Below are 16,776 nucleotides of genomic sequence, written 5' to 3'. Positions count from 1 at the left end.
GTCCACCACCTTGCAGCCGCGCGGCCGTCACCGGCAGCCGGGCCGCACTCCCTGCACCACGGCAATGCATCGGGCTAACGCTTGGCCGGGACATCACCCCAGCCGACGCGGGCTGGTGAACTGGCGCGGCTCGCCATTCAACGGATCGATGAAGGCCAAGCGTCGGGCCAGCAACTGCAGCGGGGTACTGAAATCCTCCGGCGCGCGCTGCAGCAAGCGCGGATAGCAATCGTCCCCCAGGATCGGCGCGCCCAGCGCGGCCATGTGCACGCGCAACTGGTGCTTGCGCCCGCTCACCGGCTCCAGGGCGTAACGCCAGACCTCCCCGCACCGCTCGATCACATCGATCCGGCTCAGCGCATTGGGCGCGCCAATGCCCTCGCGCATGACATGGAACGGCTCGCCACGCTCCAGCCGGCTATGCCGCTGCACGGGGAACACGCAGTCCGGCAAGGCCGGCGCCAGCGCCTCGTAGTGCTTTTCGATCTTCCGCTCGGCGAACAGGCGCTGGTACGACGCCCGGCTCTCCGGGTTGCAGGAAAACAGCACCAACCCGGCCGTGCCCCGGTCAATCCGATGCAGCGGCACCAGTGCCGGGTTGCCGGTGCAGGCCACCAGGCGCGCCAGCAGCGTCTGCCGGACATGCCGCCCCGCCGGCATCACCGGCAGGAAATGCGGCTTGTCAGCCACCAGCAGATGCGCGTCCTGGTACAGGATGTCCGCCTCGAACGGCACCACCGGCTCCTGCGCCACCTCTCGGAAGTAGCGGATCTCACGCCCGGCCTGCCAAGGCTGCCCCGGGTCCAGCGCGCTGCCATCCAGGGCCTGGACCCGCCCCCGCGCGAACCGATCCAGCCACTGCGCGCGCGTGATCGCCGGAAAGCGCGCACACAACCCCTCCAGCAGGCTCGCCCACGGACCGGGGGCCAATTGCAGATGACTGGGCAGATCGTCGGTGCTCACGCGTTCGGGTCCCGGCAGGGGCAAAGCCGTATCATTGTCGGTCTTTGCCCCCGGTAATCCCATGGCCCTTACTGCCACCATCCGCAAGGCCGAGCTGCAGATCAGCGACATGGACCGCGGCTACTACGCGACCCACAACCTGACCCTGGCCCAGCACCCTTCCGAAACCGACGAGCGGCTGATGGTCCGCCTGCTCGCCTTCGCCCTGAATGCCGACGACCGGCTGGAGTTCGGCCGCGGGCTGAGCACCGATGACGAGCCGGACCTGTGGGAACACGATTACACCGGCGACATCGTGCAGTGGATCGACCTGGGCCAGCCGGACGAATCGCGCATCCGCAAGGCCTGCAACCGCAGCGGCCGCGTGCAGATCATCAACTACGGCGGCAATGCCTCGGATATCTGGTGGCAGAAGCAGGGCAAGCCACTGGCCCGCTTCGACAACCTGTCCGTGCTCGACCTGCCCGGCGATTTCGTCGAACGCTGGGGCAGCCAGATCCAGCGCGCCATGCGCTGGAGCGTGCTGATCCAGGACGGCGAGGTGCAGCTGATCAACGACCAGATGCAACTGGACGTGATCCCGCAATGGCGCAAGCGCCCGGCAGGCTGAGCAGACGGTGGCAGTGAACACGATCCGTTGCGACGTGCTGGTGGTCGGCGCCGGTGCCGCCGGCCTGATGTGTGCGCTCACCGCCGGCCAGCGCGGTCGCATCGTGCAGGTGATCGACCATGCCAACAAGCCGGGCAAGAAGATCCTGATGTCCGGTGGCGGGCGCTGCAACTTCACCAACACCGGCACCACGCCGGCCAACTTCCTCTCGGCCAACCCGCACTTCTGCAAGTCGGCGCTGGCGCGCTACACGCCGGCCGACTTCATCGACATGGTCGAGCGGCACGGCATCGCCTACCACGAGAAGGAACTGGGCCAGCTGTTCTGCGACATCTCCTCCAAGCAGATCGTAAGAATGCTGCTGGACGAATGCAGTGCCGCCGGCGTGCAGGTGCGCACCGACTGCGGCGTGGAGGACATCGAACGCGGCGCCGACGGCTTCCGCGTGCGCACCGCGCAGGGGCTGTTCCACTGCGCCTCGCTGGTGATCGCCACCGGCGGGCTGTCCATCCCGAGCATGGGCGCCAGCGGCTTCGGCTATGAAGTGGCGCGCCGCTTCGGCCACGAAGTGCTACCGACCCGCGCAGGGCTGGTACCGCTCACGCTCAGTGGCAAGCACCAGGAACGCTTCGCCGACCTCAGCGGCGTCGCCCTGCCGGTGGAAGCGCGCTGCAACGGCCAGCACTTCCGCAACTTCATGCTGCTGACCCACCGCGGCATCAGCGGCCCGGCGATCCTGCAGATCTCCTCGTACTGGCAACCTGGCGACGACCTGCGCCTGGACCTGTTGCCCGACCGCGATGCCGCCGAGTGGCTGCGCGCGATGAAGCGCGAGCGCGGCGCCTCCGAGCTGCGCACCGTGCTGTCGGAGGTCATCCCGCGCCGGCTGGCGCTGCGCCTGTGCGAGCAGTGGCTCAAGGACAAGCCGGTGCGGCAACTGGACGAGCGCGAGCTGCAGGCCGCCGCCAGCCTGCTTTCCGACTTCCCGCTGGTCGCCAGCGGCACCGAGGGCTACCGCACCGCCGAAGTCACCCTCGGCGGCGTGGACACGCGCAAGGTATCGTCCTCGACGATGGAATCGCAGCACGTGCCGGGCCTGCATTTCATCGGCGAGGTGCTGGACGTGACCGGCTGGCTGGGCGGCTACAACTTCCAGTGGGCCTGGGCTTCCGGCCACGCGGCGGGCCAGGTGGCATGAGCCGCACAGGGGCCATTTGTGCCCCATCCCGGCACTGTCAAACGTTCCACGCATAGACGCCGTACCTGCCCATCGTGTATTAAACGGCGTCCGAAGGAGTCTTGAATGCAGAACGCCAAAGACATCACCTTGCGCCTGCTGATCGTCGATGACAGCGCCGAGAATGCCGAAGCCATCGTCAGTACGTTGCGCAACAGCGGCATCGCCGTGCGTCCCTTCCGGCCGCAGAGCCCGGACGAGCTGGTCCAGGCCGTGGGCGGGCAACCGCTCGACCTGGTGCTGGCCGCCAACGCGTACACGATCCCGCAGTCGCTGCTGACCCAGCAGGTCGCCGCCAGTGGCAAGGACATCCCGATGATCCTGCTGGCCGACCAGGTCGACGCGCAGTTGCTGCTCGACGCCTCGGCCAACGGCATCCGCGCCATCGCCCTGCGCACCGAGCCGGACCACCTGCTGTCGGTGGTGCGCACCGAATGGACCGACCTGCAGGCACGCCGCGGCCTGCGCCGCATCGAAGTACAGATGCGCGAGACCGAGCGCCGCTGCGATGCGCTGATCTCCTCCTCGCGCGACCCCATCGCCTACATCCACGAAGGGATGCACATCCGCGCCAACGAGGCGTACCTGGACATGTTCGGGTACGAGTCGTTCGATGACGTGGAAGGCATCTCGCTGCTGGACATGGTCGCCCCGCAGTACGTGGAGGACTTCAAGAACCTGCTCAAGTCGCTGAGCAAGGGCGAGGCGCCGCCGCCGCAGTACGAAGTGCATGCGCGCAACCAGGACGGCGACACCTTCCCGGCGACGATGGAGTTCACCGCCGCCACCTACGAAGGCGAGTCCTGCTTCCAGGTGGTGTTCCGCCGCCGCGAGGAGTTCGACCCCGAACTGGCGCGCGAGGTGGAGGAGCTGCGCCAGCGCGACCAGGTCACCGGCCTGCTCAACCGCCCCACCTTCATGGTCCACCTGGAGAACGCGGTGGCCCAGGTCAGCCGCAGCGACGGCCAGTACGGCTTCCTGCTGGTCGAACCGGACCACTACAACCGCCTGCTGGCGGACATCGGCCTGGATTCGGCCGATGCGCTGATCGCCGCGCTCGGCCAGCACCTGGCCGGCGCCATCAACGAGGAGGCGCAGCTGGCGCGCTTCGGCGAGCACAGCTTCGCCCTGCTCTGCCAGGGCCAGTACGCGCACACCACGCAGGTGGCCGAACGCGTGCGCCAGGCCTTCGCCTCCCATGTGTTCAGCATCGGCCAGCGTTCGGCCACGGTCACTGTCAGCATCGGCGGCGTGCAGGTCGGCGAGAAGATCGCCAGCGTCGGCCAGGTGCTCAGCCATGCCAACGACTGCAACCGCGCGGCCATCGAGCTGGGCGGCAACACGGTCAAGGTGTTCGACCCGGGCGCGACCGATCGCGTCGAGGAAGAACGCATCCAGCGCTGGGTGCAGCGCATCGGCGAGGCCATCGCCGGCGACGGGTTCCATCTGCGTTTCCGCCCGGTGCTGAACCTGATGGGCGAGCCGATGCAGCTGTACGACACCTCGCTGCTGCTGGAGAACAACGGCGAGCTGGTCAGCCCCGGCACCTTCCTGCCCATCGCCGAGGACCACGGCCTGCTGGCGCCGCTCAACCGCTGGGTGGTGGCCAACGCCATCCGCGCGCTGGGGGAACGCCGCCGCGCCGGCCATACCACCCGCCTGATGGTGCGCATCACCCCCGAGTCGTTCACCGACCCGCAGTTGCTGGACGTCATCCGCGACGGGCTGGCCAACGAAGGCGTGGACGGCGACCAGCTGTGGCTGCAGATCCCCGAGGCCAAGGTGTTCACCCACCTGCGCAACGCGCAGCAGTTCCTCGCCGGCGTGGCCACGATGGGCTGTAAGGTCGGGCTGGAGCAGTTCGGCTCGGGCCTGGATTCGTTCCAGCTGCTGGCCCATTTCCAACCGGCGTTCCTCAAGCTGGACCGCAGCTTCACCGCCGATCCGGCGCAGGCCAAGGAACAGCTGGACAAGACCCGCGAGATCACCGGCAAGGCGCAGGAGGCCGGCATCCTCACCGTCGCCGAGTTCGTCACCGACGCGGCCACCATGAGCCTGCTGTTCAGTGCCGGCGTGGACTACGTACAGGGCGATTTCGTCGGGCCGCCGACGGCGCAGATGGACTTCGAGTTCAACTGAGGCCTGCCCTCACCCCAACCCCTCTCCCGTACACGGGAGAGGGGCTTTTGCACCGACAGCGTACGATTGATGCTCCCTTCTCCCGCCTGCGGGAGAAGGTGCCCGAAGGGCGGATGAGGGGCTCCACGAGCCCTGGCGATCGTGTAGGAACAAAAAAGGCCGCGCATCGCGCGGCCCTTCTGTTTCCGGAACCGCCGAGGCTCAGACCTCTACGATGCCCGGGATCGCCACGTCCGGGTTCACATCAGCCTCGTAATCCACGCCGTCGATGCCGAAGCCGAACAGGCGCAGGAAGTCGGCCTTGTAGCCCGCCAGGTCGCTGATCTCATACAGGTTCTCGTTGGTCACCTGCGGCCACAGCTGCAGCACCTTGCCCTGCACTTCCGGGGCCATTTCCTTGTAGTCCGCGCGCAAGCGGCCTTCGGCGTCGACCAGCGCGACGTCGCGACCCTTGCCATCAACCAGTGCCGGGCGGATATGGTCAGCCGCGTTGGCGCCACCCTGCGGGCCGTTGTAAAGGATGTCGTACAGCGTATCGAGCTGCTCGATGCAGCCCTCGTGCGTGCCTTCTTCCTTCATCACCTTGAACAGCAGCGACAGGTACAGCGGCATGGTCGGGATGGCCGAGCTGGCCTGGGTCACCACCGCCTTGAGCACCGACACGCGCGCATCGCCGCCGATGCCCTGCAGCTTGCCGCGGATGTCCTTGACCTTGGCATCCAGGTCCTTCTTGGCCGCACCGATGGAACCGTTCCAGTAGATGGCCTGGGTGATCTCCTCGCCCACGTAGGTGAAGGCGGTGGTGGTGGCGCCCGGTGCCAGCACGCCGGCTTCCAGCAGCGCATCGATCCACATCTGCCAGTCCTCGCCCCCCATCACCTGCACGGTGCCGGCGATCTCCTCGGCGGTGGCCGGCTGCAGCGTGGTTTCGGTCAGCACTTCCTTGTCGGTATCCAGGCCGCGCAGCGTGATCGGCGCGCCGATCGGCTTGAGCGTGGAGCTGATCACCTCACCGGTCCTGGGATGCTTGCGACGCGGCGCCGCCAGGCTGTAGACGACCTGGTCAACCTGGCCCAGGTCGGCCTTGATGATCTCGATGACCTTCTGCTTCACCTCGTCGGAGAACGCGTCGCCGTTGACGCTGCGCGCGTACAGGCCGGCCTGGTGCGCGTACTTCTCGAACGCGGCGGAGTTGTACCAGCCCGCCGTGCCCGGCTTGGTCTCGCTGCCCGGGCGCTCGAAGAACACGCCCAGCGTGGCCGCATCGCTGCCGAAGGCCGCCTTGATGCGCGCCGCCAGTCCGTAACCGGTCGAGGCACCCAGCACCAGCACCTTCTTCGGGCCATTGGCCAGCTTGGGCAGCGACTGGATGTAGTCGATCTGTTCCTTGACCGCCGCGTCGCAACCGGTCGGGTGGGTGGTGACGCAGATGAAGCCGCGCACACGCGGTTTGATGACCATGAAAACCTCAGCTAGATAAGCAGGAAAACAGCGCCGCCATGACAGGGAAACCACGGCCCGGCGCCGAACCGGAAGGATCGTAGTGTGCACCCGCAGCGAACACAACCGACGCCACCGCATGGAAATCCCCGTGCAACCTGCCGGCGCGGGCAAAAGAAAAGCCGCGCGGTGCGCGGCTTTTCCGGGTTGCCGGGAGGGGCACCGTCACGGGCGACGGGCCAGCTCCTCCACGTCCTTGGCCTTGGGCATCAGGTCCTGCTTGCTGACCTTGAACGGGCCGATGCTCAGCAGCGGCACCGCCACGATGATCGAGGACACCACCACGATCACCGCACCGGCCATGTGCGTCTCGGCCAGGCCTTCCATCGACTCGCCGCCGTACAGGTACAGCGCCAGCGCCGACAGGAAGAACATCACCGCGGTGATCACCGTACGGGACAGCGTCTGGTTGATCGACTTGTTCAGCACTTCCAGCGGCTCTGCGCGCAGGCTGCGGAAGTTTTCGCGGACACGGTCGAACACCACGATGATGTCGTTGATGGCGAAACCCATCACCGACAACATGCCCGCCAGCACGGTCAGGTCGAACTCACGACCCAGCAGCGACATGTAGGCGATGGTCAGGATCAGGTCGAAGAACGCGGTGATGCTGGCCACGATCGCGAACTTCCATTCGAAGCGCGCGGCGATGTAGATCAGGAAGCCGATCACCATGAACAGGGTCGCGTAGACGCCGTTCAGGGCCAGGTCCTTGCCCACCTGCGGGCCGACGAACTCGCCCGGCTGCACCGAGGCGGGGTTGTCGGTGGTGGTCACCGCCACGCGCACCTTCTCCGCCACCTGGGCAGCCGCATCGGCAGCGTTGTTGTGCTCACCGTCCGGCTGCAGGCGGATCATGACGTCGTTGCCGCCGCCCACGCTCTGCACCTGGGCGTTCTCGAAGCCGGCCTTGGCCAGGCTTTCACGCACGTTGTCGGCGTTGATCGGCTTCTCGAAGTGCGTGCGCACCACGGTACCGCCGGTGAACTCCAGCGCGTAGTTGAAGCCCTTGAAGCCGATCACGGCCACCGACAGCAACAGCAGCACCACCATCAGCGCAAGCACGGGCTTGCGGTGGCGCATGAAGTCGATGTTGGTGTCGTTCGGGACGATATGGAGTGGAAACAGTTTCATGTATTGAGTCTCTTCCCGATCAGATCGCCACGGACTTCAGGTTCTTGCGGCGGCTGTAAATCAAGGTAGCCAGCGCACGCGACACGGTGATCGCGGTGAACATGGAGGCGAAAATACCGATGATCATGGTCAGCGCGAAGCCCTTCAGCGGGCCCGTGCCGAACGCGTACAGCGCCACGCCCACGATCAGGCCGGTCAGGTTGGCGTCCAGGATGGTGCCCGATGCACGCTCGTAGCCTTCGGCGATCGCCTTCTTGGCCGGCATGCCCAGCCGCAACTCCTCGCGGATACGCTCGTTGATCAGCACGTTGGCGTCCACCGACAGGCCCACCGACAACGCCAGGCCGGCGAAGCCCGGCAGGGTCATGGTCGCGCCGAACAGCGACATCACCGCCACCACGATCAGCAGGTTGAACAGCAGCGCCACCGAGGTGATCGCACCGAACATGCGGTAGTAGACGGTGAAGAACACCAGGGTGAACACGAACGAGAACACCACGGCCTTGACGCCGCGAGCCACGTTTTCCTTGCCCAGGCTCGGGCCGATCACGTATTCCTCGACGAAGTCCATCGGCGCGGCCAGCGAACCGGCACGTAGCAGCTTGGCCAGGCCGTCAGCCTCGGTCTTCTCCAGGCCGGTGGTCTGGAACTCCTTGCCGAACACGCCGTTGACGTTGGCCACCGAGATCACTTCTTCCTTGACGCGGAAGCTGCGCTCTTCCTTGCCATTGACCATGGTCACCTGCGGGATGCGCTCGGTGTAGACCACGGCCATCGGCTTGCCGACGTTGGCGCTGGTGAAGTCGAACATGCGCTGGCCGCCCACGGCGTTGAGCGTCACGCTCACCGACGGCAGGCCATTCTGGTCGGTGGAGACGTTGGCCTTGACCATCTGGTCGCCGGTGACGATGGTGCGCTTGTTCAGCAGCACCGGGCGGCCGGCGCGGTCACGGTACAGCTTGGCTTCCGGCGGGATGCGGCCGGTATCGGCGGCGTCCTGCGCGTTGCCATCGACCACGGCGCGGTACTCCAGCGTCGCGGTGGCACCGATCATGCGCTTGGCTTCGGCGGTGTCCTGCACGCCCGGCAGCTCGACCACGATGCGGTCGTCGCCCTGGCGCTGGATGATCGGCTCGGCCACGCCCAGTTCGTTGACGCGGTTGCGCAGCGTGGTCAGGTTCTGCTCGATCGCACCGGTGGCGATCTGGCTCATTTCCGTCTGCGGCACCGTGGCGGTGATGCGATCGCCGCTCACCGAGTAGGTGAAGGTCGGCTGCGCCTTGGCCAGCGCGGCGCGGGCCTTGTCCGCATCGGCGGCGTTGGCCAGGGTGACCTGGATATCGCTGTTGCCACGACGCTCCACCGAACGGTAGGTGACGCGGCTGTCACGCAGGGTGGTCCGCACGTCTTCGGTGAAGGCCTCGAAGCGCTTGTCCACGGCGGCCTTCTGGTCGACCTGCAGCGCGAAGTGCACGCCACCGACAAGGTCCAGGCCCAGCACCATCGGCTTGCCGCCGAGCTTGGCCAGCCATTCCGGCACGGTCGAAGCCAGGTTCAGGGCGACGGTGTAGTTCTCGCCGGCCGCCTCGCGCAGCACGTCGTTGGCGCGCGTCTGCGCATCCAGCGACGGCAGGCGGACGATCAGGCTGTCGCCTTCCTTGGCCACGCCCTTGGGCGTGACACCGGCGGCACCCAACGCCGTGGTGACGCGCTCCTTGAAGGCGTCATCGATCTGGCCACCGCGGTTGGCGGTGATCTGGACGGACGGATCCTTCTGGTACATGTTCGGCAGCGCATACAGCGCGCTGACCGCCAGAACGATCACGATCAGGAAGTACTTCCAACGTGGAAATTCAAGCATTGCGGATTCCTGCGTGGCGCCTTCCCGGCGTCACGACGTGACGGAAAGGGAATTCAGCCTCAGGCAGCCGACTTCAGCGTGCCCTTGGGCAGCACGTTGCCGATGGAGCCCTTCTGCACGCGGATGCGCACGTTGTCGGCCACTTCGACGGTGACGAAGTTGTCGCCGATGTCGGTGACCACGCCGGCGATGCCGCCGGAGGTCAGCACTTCGTCGCCCTTGCTGATCTTGTCCAGCATCGCCTTGTGTTCCTTCTGGCGCTTCATCTGCGGGCGGATCATCAGGAAGTACATGACCGCGATCAGGGCGATCGGCAGCAGGAAGGTGCCCATGCCCGGGGCAGCCGGGGCGGCCTGGGCGACGGGAAGCAGGATGGCCATCAGATTCATTACGTAAGTCCTTGGTGTTGGGCGGCACCCTGCCCGGCCTTGGGCCGGCGGTCACCGCGAAACGGGGTCAGCCGTGAAGTATGCCACGGCCCCGGGACCTCGTCCCGGGCCGCGTGGCTGCTGGGTTACTCCCCCGACAAGGCCGGGGCAGACACGCCCCGGGCCGCGTAGAAGGACTCGCGGAAGGCCAGGAAGGTTCCCGCCTCGATCGCCGCGCGCATGTCGGCCATCAGTTTTTCGTAATAGAACAGGTTGTGCAGGGTGCCCAGCATCGGCGCCAGCATCTCGTTGCAGCGGTCCAGGTGTCGCAGGTAGGCGCGGGTGTAGCCGCTGGTGCAGGCGTGGCAGCCGCAGCCCGGCTCGATCGGGTCCATGTCGCGCTCGTACCTGGCGTTGCGGATGCGCACGGTGCCGAACGAGGTGAAATAGTGGCCGTTGCGGGCGTTGCGGGTCGGCATGACGCAGTCGAACATGTCCACGCCGCGCGCCACACCCTCGACCAGGTCTTCCGGGCGGCCGACGCCCATCAGGTAGCGCGGATGGTCGGCCGGCAGGATCGGGTGCATGTGGTCGAGCATGGCGTTGCGCTCGTGCTCGGGCTCGCCCACCGCCAAGCCGCCGATGGCATAGCCGTCGAAGCCGATCTTCTGCAGCCCCTCGGCCGAGCGGCTGCGCAGGTCGGTATGCACGCCACCCTGGACGATGCCGAACAGTGCCGCGTCATTGCCCATCGCGTCATGCGCGTTGCGACTGCGCTGGGCCCAGCGCAGGCTCAGTTCCATCGACTTCTGCGCCACCGCCTCGGTGGCCGGGTACGGGGTGCATTCGTCGAAGATCATGACGATGTCCGAATCCAGCACCTTCTGGATCTTCATGCTCTCTTCCGGCCCCAGGAAGACCCGGGCGCCGTCGGTCGGTGAGGCAAAGGTGACGCCTTCCTCGGTGATCTTGCGGCGATGCGCCAGCGAAAACACCTGAAAACCACCAGAGTCGGTCAGGATCGGGCCGTCCCAGCGGCAGAACCCGTGCAGGCCGCCGTGGTCGGCGATGACGTCCAGGCCCGGGCGCAGGTACAGGTGGAAGGTGTTGCCCAGGATGATCTCGGCGCCGAGCGCGCGGACCTGCTCCGGCAGCACCCCCTTCACCGAGCCATACGTGCCCACCGGCATGAACGCCGGGGTCTGCACGGTGCCGCGCGGGAAGGACAGCTGGCCGCGGCGGGCGCGGCCATCGGTGGTCTGGAGCTTGAAGTGCAGTCGGGACATGGCGAGAGGCAGGAACTCGGGAATGGGGGCGGAAATCAGGCGCGCCGGAGACGGACAGTCTACCGGCGCGCGTTCGGCGGGGCTTGGATCGCCGGGGGCTGGCGGTCAGCCGGGACGGGAGGCGGCATCCCCGGCGTCGCCGGTGCCCTCCCCGCCCTGCGGGAACAGCAGCATCGCATCGCCGTAGCTGAAGAAGCGGTACTCCTGCGCAATGGCGTGGGCATAGGCCTCGAACACCCGCGCCTTGCCAGCGAAGGCGCTGATCATCATCAGCAGGGTGCTTTCGGGCAGGTGGAAGTTGGTCACCATCGCATCGACGCTGCGGATACGGTAGCCGGGGGTGATGAAGATCTGGGTCTCGCCAGCGTACGGCTGCAGCTCGCCCTCGCGCATGGCGCTCTCCAGCGCCCGCACCACGGTGGTACCGACACCGATCACGCGCCCCCCGGCCGCGCGGGTGCGGCGCACCTGCTCGACCAGTTCGGCGCCGACGTTGAGCCATTCACGGTGCATCACGTGCTGGCTCAGGTCATCCACGCGCACCGGCTGGAAGGTGCCGGCGCCGACGTGCAGGGTGATGTGGCCGAACTGCACGCCGCGTTCGCGCAACTGCGCCAGCAGGCCTTCGTCGAAATGCAGGCCGGCGGTGGGAGCGGCCACCGCACCGACCTGGCGCGCGAACACGGTCTGGTAACGCTCGCGGTCATCCAGGCCAGGCTCGCGGTGGATGTACGGCGGCAGCGGCAGCCGGCCCTCGTGGACCAGCCACGACTCCAGCGGCTCGGGGATGTCGAAGCGCAGGACATAGAACTCGCCATCGCGGCCCAGCACCTCGGCCTCGCCGCCGGCGTCGAGCTGGATGCGGCTGCCCGGCTTGGGCGACTTGCTGGCACCGATCTGGGCACGGGCCTGCTGGCCGCCAAGCAGCCGTTCGATCAGGATCTCGACCCGGCCACCAGTGGCCTTCTGCCCGAACAGACGCGCCGGGATCACCCGGGTATCGTTGAACACCAGCAGGTCACCGGGCTGCAATAGCGTCGGCAGGTCGCGCACATGGCGGTCATCGAAGGTGGCCGGCGCCGGCGGCACCAGCATCAGCCGGCTGGCCGAACGCTCGGCCAGGGGCGCCTGGGCGATCAACGCCTCGGGCAGGTCATAGTGAAAATCGGACTTCTTCAAGGCCGGAACGTCGTACGGGGAGCCGGCTATTGTAGCCCCCATGCGGTTTTCGGCTGGTAGGCGGCCCGGCCAGTGCCGGGAGGCCGGGAGCCCTGCCGGGCAGGGCTCGGCGCTGCCCGCCCCCTCAGCGCTCGAACTTGGTCGACAGGATGATCGCGCTGGTCGTGCGTTCCACGCCGTCGATGGCACCGATGGCATCGGTGACCACGTCCATTTCGCCGACGCCGCCCACCACCACCATCGCGATCAGGTCGTGGTTGCCGCTGACCGAGTGCAGCGAGCGCACTTCGGCGATGTCGCGCAGCGCCTTCACCACCGCCGGCATCTTCTTCGGCAGCACGGTGATCAGCACATGTGCGCGCACCTGGCCCTGCTCGTAGTCCTCGTGGGTGCGCACGGTGTAACCGGCGATCACCCCCTGCTGCTCCAGGCGGTCGATGCGGCTCTGCACGGTGGTCCGCGAAAGCCCGAGCCGGCGGGCGATCTGGGCGGTGGAGGCGCGCGCGTCCTCGCGCAGCACGGACAACAGGCGTTCGTCAGCGGCGGAAATCTTCACATTGCAAACCAGATTCGTCGATTCGACGAAATTACCCGAAAATCTGTCCAGTTCATATCTGCCATATGTCCAGAATCTCCAGATAATGGATATATACAAGTTACTTCTGGAGATGAGCATGACCGTACTCGGCCCCCTCGCCCCGCTTCGCGCGCACGCCGGCACCCGCCTTACCCAGGGTCTGGACGATGCCAGCGTCGAACGCCTGGCCACCGCCCATCCCGATCTGGCCCAGGCCATCGCGGCTGCCGCCACCGAATACACCCGCATCAAGGACGAAGCCGCCGACCTGCTGGATCTGGACGAAAAGGACCAGATCGCCGCGATGCAGGCCGGTTTCGTCAATTTCTACGCCGATGACGCCGTGGTCCCGTACATCGCGCTGGCCGCGCGCGGCCCGTGGGTGATCTCGCTCAAGGGCGCGGTGCTGTACGACGCCGGCGGCTACGGCATGCTCGGCTTCGGCCACACCCCGGCCGACGTGATGGACGCCGCCGCCAAGCCGCAGGTCATGGCCAACATCATGACCCCGAGCCTGGCCCAGCGCCGCTTCACCAACGCCATGCGCAAGGAGATCGGCCACACCCGCGGCGGTTGCCCGTTCACCCACTTCATGTGCCTGAACTCCGGCTCCGAGGCCGTGGGCCTGGCCGCGCGCATCGCCGACATCAACGCCAAGCTGCAGACCGACCCGGGTGCCCGCCACGCCGGCGCCACCATCAAGCGCGTGGTCATCAAGGGCAGCTTCCACGGCCGCACCGACCGCCCGGCGCTGTATTCGGACTCCAGCCGCAAGTCGTATGACCAGCACCTGGCCAGCTACCGCGGCGAGAACAGCGTCATCACCATCCCGCCGTACGACGAAGCCGTGCTGCGCAAGGTGTTCGCCGATGCCGAAGCCAACAACTGGTTCATCGAGGCCGTGTTCCTGGAGCCAGTGATGGGCGAAGGCGACCCGGGCCGCGCGGTACCGGCCAGCTTCTACAAGGTCGCGCGCGAGCTCACCCGCGAGCACGGCAGCCTGCTGCTGATCGACTCCATCCAGGCCGCACTGCGCGTGCACGGCACGCTGTCCTTCGTCGACTACCCGGGCTACGAGACGCTGGACCCGCCGGACATGGAAACCTATTCCAAGGCCCTGAACGGCGCGCAGTTCCCGCTGTCGGTGCTGGCCGTCACCGAGCATGCCGCGGGCCTGTACCGCAAGGGCGTGTACGGCAACACCATGACCACCAACCCGCGTGCGCTGGACGTGGCCTGTGCCACCCTGGCCCACCTGTCGCCGGACGTGCGCCAGAACATCCGCCTGCGCGGCGAACAGGCCGTGCAGAAGCTGGAAGCCCTCAAGGCCAAGCTCGGCGGACTGATCACCAAGGTACAGGGCACCGGCCTGCTGTTCTCCTGCGAGCTGGCCCCGCAGTTCAAGTGCTACGGCGCCGGCTCCACCGAAGAGTGGCTGCGCATGCACGGCGTCAACGTGATCCACGGTGGCGAGAACTCGCTGCGCTTCACCCCGCACTTCAACATGGACGAGGCAGAGCTGGACCTGCTGGTCGACATGGTCGGCCGTGCGCTGGTCGAAGGCCCGCGCCGCGAGCAGGCCAACGCCGCCTGAGGCCTGCTTTCCCGGCCTGAAACACGAAGAGGCGGCCATTGGCCGCCTCTTTCGTTTGCTGCTCCCGGGTTCGGCGCCGATGTCCGCCTCCATCGCGTGCATCGGCGCCCGTGGTGCATGGCCTAGCGGCTCGCCAGCGGTACCTCGAACTGCCCGGCACCGCCCAGCGCCTTGTACACCGACACCACGTTGACGTTGACCGTGGCCTCGGCCGCGGCGAGCGCGTCGTCGGCCGCGAGCTGGTTGCGCTGTGCATCCAGCAGCGCCAGGAAGTCCTGTGAACCTTCCCGGTACTGGATCTGCGCCAATGCCTCGGCCCGCCGCGCCGCCTCGGCCTGCTCGGCGATGATCGCCAGGCGCGACTGTTCCTTGGCATAGCGGGTCAGCGCATTCTCGGTGTCCTCCAGCGCCAGCAGCACCGTCTTCTCGTACTCGGCTGCGACACCATCGGCCTGCGCCTTGCTCGCACGCAGCCGCGCACGCACGGTACCGAAGTCGAATGCGGCCCAGCTGATCGACGGCGTCAGTGACCATGCCTTGTTGTTGCCATTCACCAGGCCGTTGGCATCGCCGCCGAGGAAGCCGACGAAGCCGCTGACGCTGATGCGCGGGAACAGGTCGGCCGTTGCCACGCCCACGCGTGCCGTCGCCGCGGCAAGACGGCGCTCGGCCGCGCGCACGTCCGGGCGACGACGCAGCAAGTCGGTGGTATCGCCCAGCGGCAGGGCCTGGGCGAAGGCCGGCACCTCGCGGGGCTGCAGCAATGCGTCCAATGCCTCCGGACGCTGGCCCAGCAACACCGCCAGGCGATGCCGCGACTGCACTTCGGACACTTCGAGCAGCGGGATGTCCGCCTCGATCGCCTTCAATCGCGCGCGACTGCTCTGCACGTCCAGCTCGCTGCCGGCCCCCAGCTTCCAGCGGGTTTCGGTGAGCTGCTGGGTGTCGCGCAGGTTGACCAGCGTCTGCCGTGCCACGGCGATGCGCTTCTGCGTGCCACGCAGTTCGAAGTAGTTGCGCGCCACTTCCGCAGCCACGGTGACCTGTGCATCGAGCAGGTTGTCACGCTCGGCGCCCAGGTCGGCGCGCGCCGCCTCGGCGGCGCGACGCTGGCGACCGAACAGGTCCAGCTCCCAGCCCGCGTCGAAGCCCAACTGGTAGGTTTCACTGAACACCCGCTCGCCGCCCTGGCTCGCATCCGGCTGCTTGCGCCGGTCCTGGCTGCCACCGGCGGTGACGTGCGGCAACTGGTCCAACCGCTGCTCGGTGAACGCCGCGCGCGCCATCCGCACGCGTGCCATCGCGATGCGCAGGTCCAGGTTGCCGGCCAGCGCGCCGTGCATGAGCTGGGTCAGCACCGGGTCATTGAACTGCGACCACCAGTCGGCCACCGGCGACACGCTGCTGAAAGCCGGGTCGGCCGTGCCCTGCAACTGCACTGGCTGCACCGGCGGTGCCTTGTAGTCCGGGCCGACGGTCATGCAGCCGGCCAGCAATGCGCTGGCCACGGCGACGGTCAGGCCACGCATCACCATGGCAGCACCTCGCCCAGGTAAGTGAAGCTGCCGGTGGGGCCGTCGTTGCCGATCAACGCCATCTGCACGCTGGAGCGCGCGCCTTCGCCCACTTCGATCTCGCCTTCGCCACCGTTCATGTCGGTCTTCACGTAACCGGGGTGCACGGTGTTGACCTTGATCGGCGTGTCGCGCAGCTCGTAGGCCAGGCTCAGCGTCCAGCTGTTCACCGCCGCCTTGGAGGCGTTGTAGGCGGGAATCTTGAAGTCCCAGATCCCCGACGCCGGGTCGGCGTGCAGCGTCTGCGAGGCCAGGATGCTGGAGACGTTGACGATGCGACCGGCCTGCGAACGCTGCAGCAGCGGCAGGAATGCCTGGGTCACCGCGACCAGGGCGAACACATTGGTATCGAACGTGCGCTGCCAGGCATCCAGCGGCTGCGCCGACGGTGCCACGGCCGGGTCCTCAAGCAGCACGCCGGCATTGTTGACCAGGATGTCGAGGCGGCCGTGGCGCTCGGTGACGTGCTCGACCGCGATGGCGATGCTGTCGGCGTCGGCGACGTCCAGCTGCAGCGCTTCCACCGGCAGGCCCTCGGCCTGCAGCTTCAGGGCCAGGTCAACGGCCGCCTGCCGCTTGCGACCGGCCAGCAGGGTGTGCACGCCCGCCTGCGCCAGCTGGCGCACGGTCTCAACGCCGATGCCACGGGTGGCGCCGGTGACCAGCGCGATCTTTTGGTTGTGGTGGTTCATGGGAAGCCTCGGAGGAGAAAGTCGGGAAGGAAACAGGAAGGGAAACAGCCACCGGGGCGGTC

14 protein-coding genes are annotated in these 16,776 nt (G+C 67.3%); 4 read left to right on the top strand and 10 right to left on the bottom strand.

What is annotated here, in order from left to right:
• Positions 1 to 93: 93 nt before the first annotated feature.
• Positions 94 to 963: a pseudouridine synthase gene (locus tag VA603_RS17310; protein WP_323439561.1), complete on the bottom strand. Its 870-nt coding sequence runs from the start codon at positions 961 to 963 to the stop codon at positions 94 to 96.
• Between the two features lie 61 nt (positions 964 to 1,024).
• Between VA603_RS17310 and VA603_RS17305 the strand changes: the two genes are divergently transcribed.
• The 3 genes from VA603_RS17305 to VA603_RS17295 all read left to right on the top strand — a co-directional run bounded on the left by VA603_RS17305 (position 1,025) and on the right by VA603_RS17295 (position 4,949).
• Positions 1,025 to 1,573: a YaeQ family protein gene (locus tag VA603_RS17305; protein ID WP_313250938.1), complete on the top strand. Its 549-nt coding sequence runs from the start codon at positions 1,025 to 1,027 to the stop codon at positions 1,571 to 1,573.
• 13 nt (positions 1,574 to 1,586) lie between these two features.
• Positions 1,587 to 2,771, top strand: a complete 1,185-nt coding sequence (locus VA603_RS17300) for a BaiN/RdsA family NAD(P)/FAD-dependent oxidoreductase (RefSeq protein ID WP_313250940.1) — start codon at positions 1,587 to 1,589, stop codon at positions 2,769 to 2,771.
• A gap of 105 nt (positions 2,772 to 2,876) precedes the next feature.
• A complete protein-coding gene (locus tag VA603_RS17295) occupies positions 2,877 to 4,949 on the top strand; it encodes an EAL domain-containing response regulator (protein WP_132864213.1) in 2,073 nt (690 codons plus the stop codon).
• A gap of 201 nt (positions 4,950 to 5,150) precedes the next feature.
• Here the strand turns inward: VA603_RS17295 and fabV are convergent, their stop codons facing one another.
• The 7 genes from fabV to VA603_RS17260 form a co-directional block, all read right to left on the bottom strand.
• Positions 5,151 to 6,410 carry an enoyl-ACP reductase FabV gene (gene fabV, locus VA603_RS17290; protein WP_323439560.1) on the bottom strand — a complete coding sequence of 420 codons (1,260 nt, stop codon included), beginning with the start codon at positions 6,408 to 6,410 and terminating at the stop codon, positions 5,151 to 5,153.
• 204 nt (positions 6,411 to 6,614) lie between these two features.
• Positions 6,615 to 7,583, bottom strand: a complete 969-nt coding sequence (secF, locus tag VA603_RS17285; protein WP_132864215.1) for a protein translocase subunit SecF — start codon at positions 7,581 to 7,583, stop codon at positions 6,615 to 6,617.
• Positions 7,584 to 7,602: 19 nt separating this feature from the next.
• The gene (secD, locus tag VA603_RS17280; protein WP_132864216.1) at positions 7,603 to 9,444 is read right to left on the bottom strand and encodes a protein translocase subunit SecD; all 1,842 of its coding nucleotides are present in this window, start codon (positions 9,442 to 9,444) and stop codon (positions 7,603 to 7,605) included.
• A 59-nt stretch (positions 9,445 to 9,503) separates the two neighbouring features.
• Complete coding sequence (gene yajC, locus VA603_RS17275; protein WP_132864217.1) at positions 9,504 to 9,833, bottom strand: preprotein translocase subunit YajC; 330 nt, start codon at positions 9,831 to 9,833, stop codon at positions 9,504 to 9,506.
• A 125-nt stretch (positions 9,834 to 9,958) separates the two neighbouring features.
• Positions 9,959 to 11,098 carry a tRNA guanosine(34) transglycosylase Tgt gene (gene tgt / locus VA603_RS17270; protein WP_192288400.1) on the bottom strand — a complete coding sequence of 380 codons (1,140 nt, stop codon included), beginning with the start codon at positions 11,096 to 11,098 and terminating at the stop codon, positions 9,959 to 9,961.
• Positions 11,099 to 11,203: 105 nt separating this feature from the next.
• A complete protein-coding gene (gene queA / locus VA603_RS17265; protein ID WP_323439559.1) occupies positions 11,204 to 12,277 on the bottom strand; it encodes a tRNA preQ1(34) S-adenosylmethionine ribosyltransferase-isomerase QueA in 1,074 nt (357 codons plus the stop codon).
• Positions 12,278 to 12,401: 124 nt separating this feature from the next.
• Positions 12,402 to 12,833, bottom strand: a complete 432-nt coding sequence (locus VA603_RS17260) for an Lrp/AsnC family transcriptional regulator (RefSeq protein ID WP_132864220.1) — start codon at positions 12,831 to 12,833, stop codon at positions 12,402 to 12,404.
• Positions 12,834 to 12,951: 118 nt separating this feature from the next.
• Between VA603_RS17260 and VA603_RS17255 the strand changes: the two genes are divergently transcribed.
• Entirely contained in the window at positions 12,952 to 14,448 is a 1,497-nt protein-coding gene (locus VA603_RS17255) for an aminotransferase class III-fold pyridoxal phosphate-dependent enzyme (protein WP_132864221.1), read from the top strand.
• 122 nt (positions 14,449 to 14,570) lie between these two features.
• On the opposite strand, the gene VA603_RS17250 is transcribed toward VA603_RS17255, so the two are convergent.
• Together VA603_RS17250 and VA603_RS17245 are read right to left on the bottom strand one after the other, a co-directional pair.
• Positions 14,571 to 15,983, bottom strand: coding sequence for an efflux transporter outer membrane subunit (locus VA603_RS17250; RefSeq protein ID WP_323439558.1), 1,413 nt, complete (start codon positions 15,981 to 15,983; stop codon positions 14,571 to 14,573).
• Positions 15,977 to 16,714, bottom strand: a complete 738-nt coding sequence (locus VA603_RS17245) for an SDR family oxidoreductase (protein WP_323439557.1) — start codon at positions 16,712 to 16,714, stop codon at positions 15,977 to 15,979. The genes VA603_RS17250 and VA603_RS17245 overlap by 7 nt, the downstream gene beginning before the upstream one ends.
• Positions 16,715 to 16,776 lie beyond the last annotated feature (62 nt).

The organism is Stenotrophomonas capsici, from assembly GCF_034961085.1.
In the GTDB taxonomy this organism is placed as follows: domain Bacteria; phylum Pseudomonadota; class Gammaproteobacteria; order Xanthomonadales; family Xanthomonadaceae; genus Stenotrophomonas; species Stenotrophomonas capsici.
The sequence above is the reverse complement of the archived record's forward strand: the minus strand, read 5'-3'. Positions and strand labels throughout refer to the sequence as shown.

Excerpts from the sequence above, each read along its gene's own strand:
- yajC (WP_132864217.1), bottom strand. The coding sequence starts at position 9,833 with ATGAATCTGATGGCCATCCTGCTTCCCGTCGCCCAGGCCGCCCCGGCT.
- VA603_RS17250 (WP_323439558.1), bottom strand. The coding sequence starts at position 15,983 with ATGGTGATGCGTGGCCTGACCGTCGCCGTGGCCAGCGCATTGCTGGCC.
- VA603_RS17295 (WP_132864213.1), top strand. The coding sequence starts at position 2,877 with ATGCAGAACGCCAAAGACATCACCTTGCGCCTGCTGATCGTCGATGAC.
- secF (WP_132864215.1), bottom strand. The coding sequence starts at position 7,583 with ATGAAACTGTTTCCACTCCATATCGTCCCGAACGACACCAACATCGAC.
- secD (WP_132864216.1), bottom strand. The coding sequence starts at position 9,444 with ATGCTTGAATTTCCACGTTGGAAGTACTTCCTGATCGTGATCGTTCTG.
- VA603_RS17255 (WP_132864221.1), top strand. The coding sequence starts at position 12,952 with ATGACCGTACTCGGCCCCCTCGCCCCGCTTCGCGCGCACGCCGGCACC.
- fabV (WP_323439560.1), bottom strand. The coding sequence starts at position 6,410 with ATGGTCATCAAACCGCGTGTGCGCGGCTTCATCTGCGTCACCACCCAC.
- VA603_RS17305 (WP_313250938.1), top strand. The coding sequence starts at position 1,025 with ATGGCCCTTACTGCCACCATCCGCAAGGCCGAGCTGCAGATCAGCGAC.
- tgt (WP_192288400.1), bottom strand. The coding sequence starts at position 11,098 with ATGTCCCGACTGCACTTCAAGCTCCAGACCACCGATGGCCGCGCCCGC.
- VA603_RS17245 (WP_323439557.1), bottom strand. The coding sequence starts at position 16,714 with ATGAACCACCACAACCAAAAGATCGCGCTGGTCACCGGCGCCACCCGT.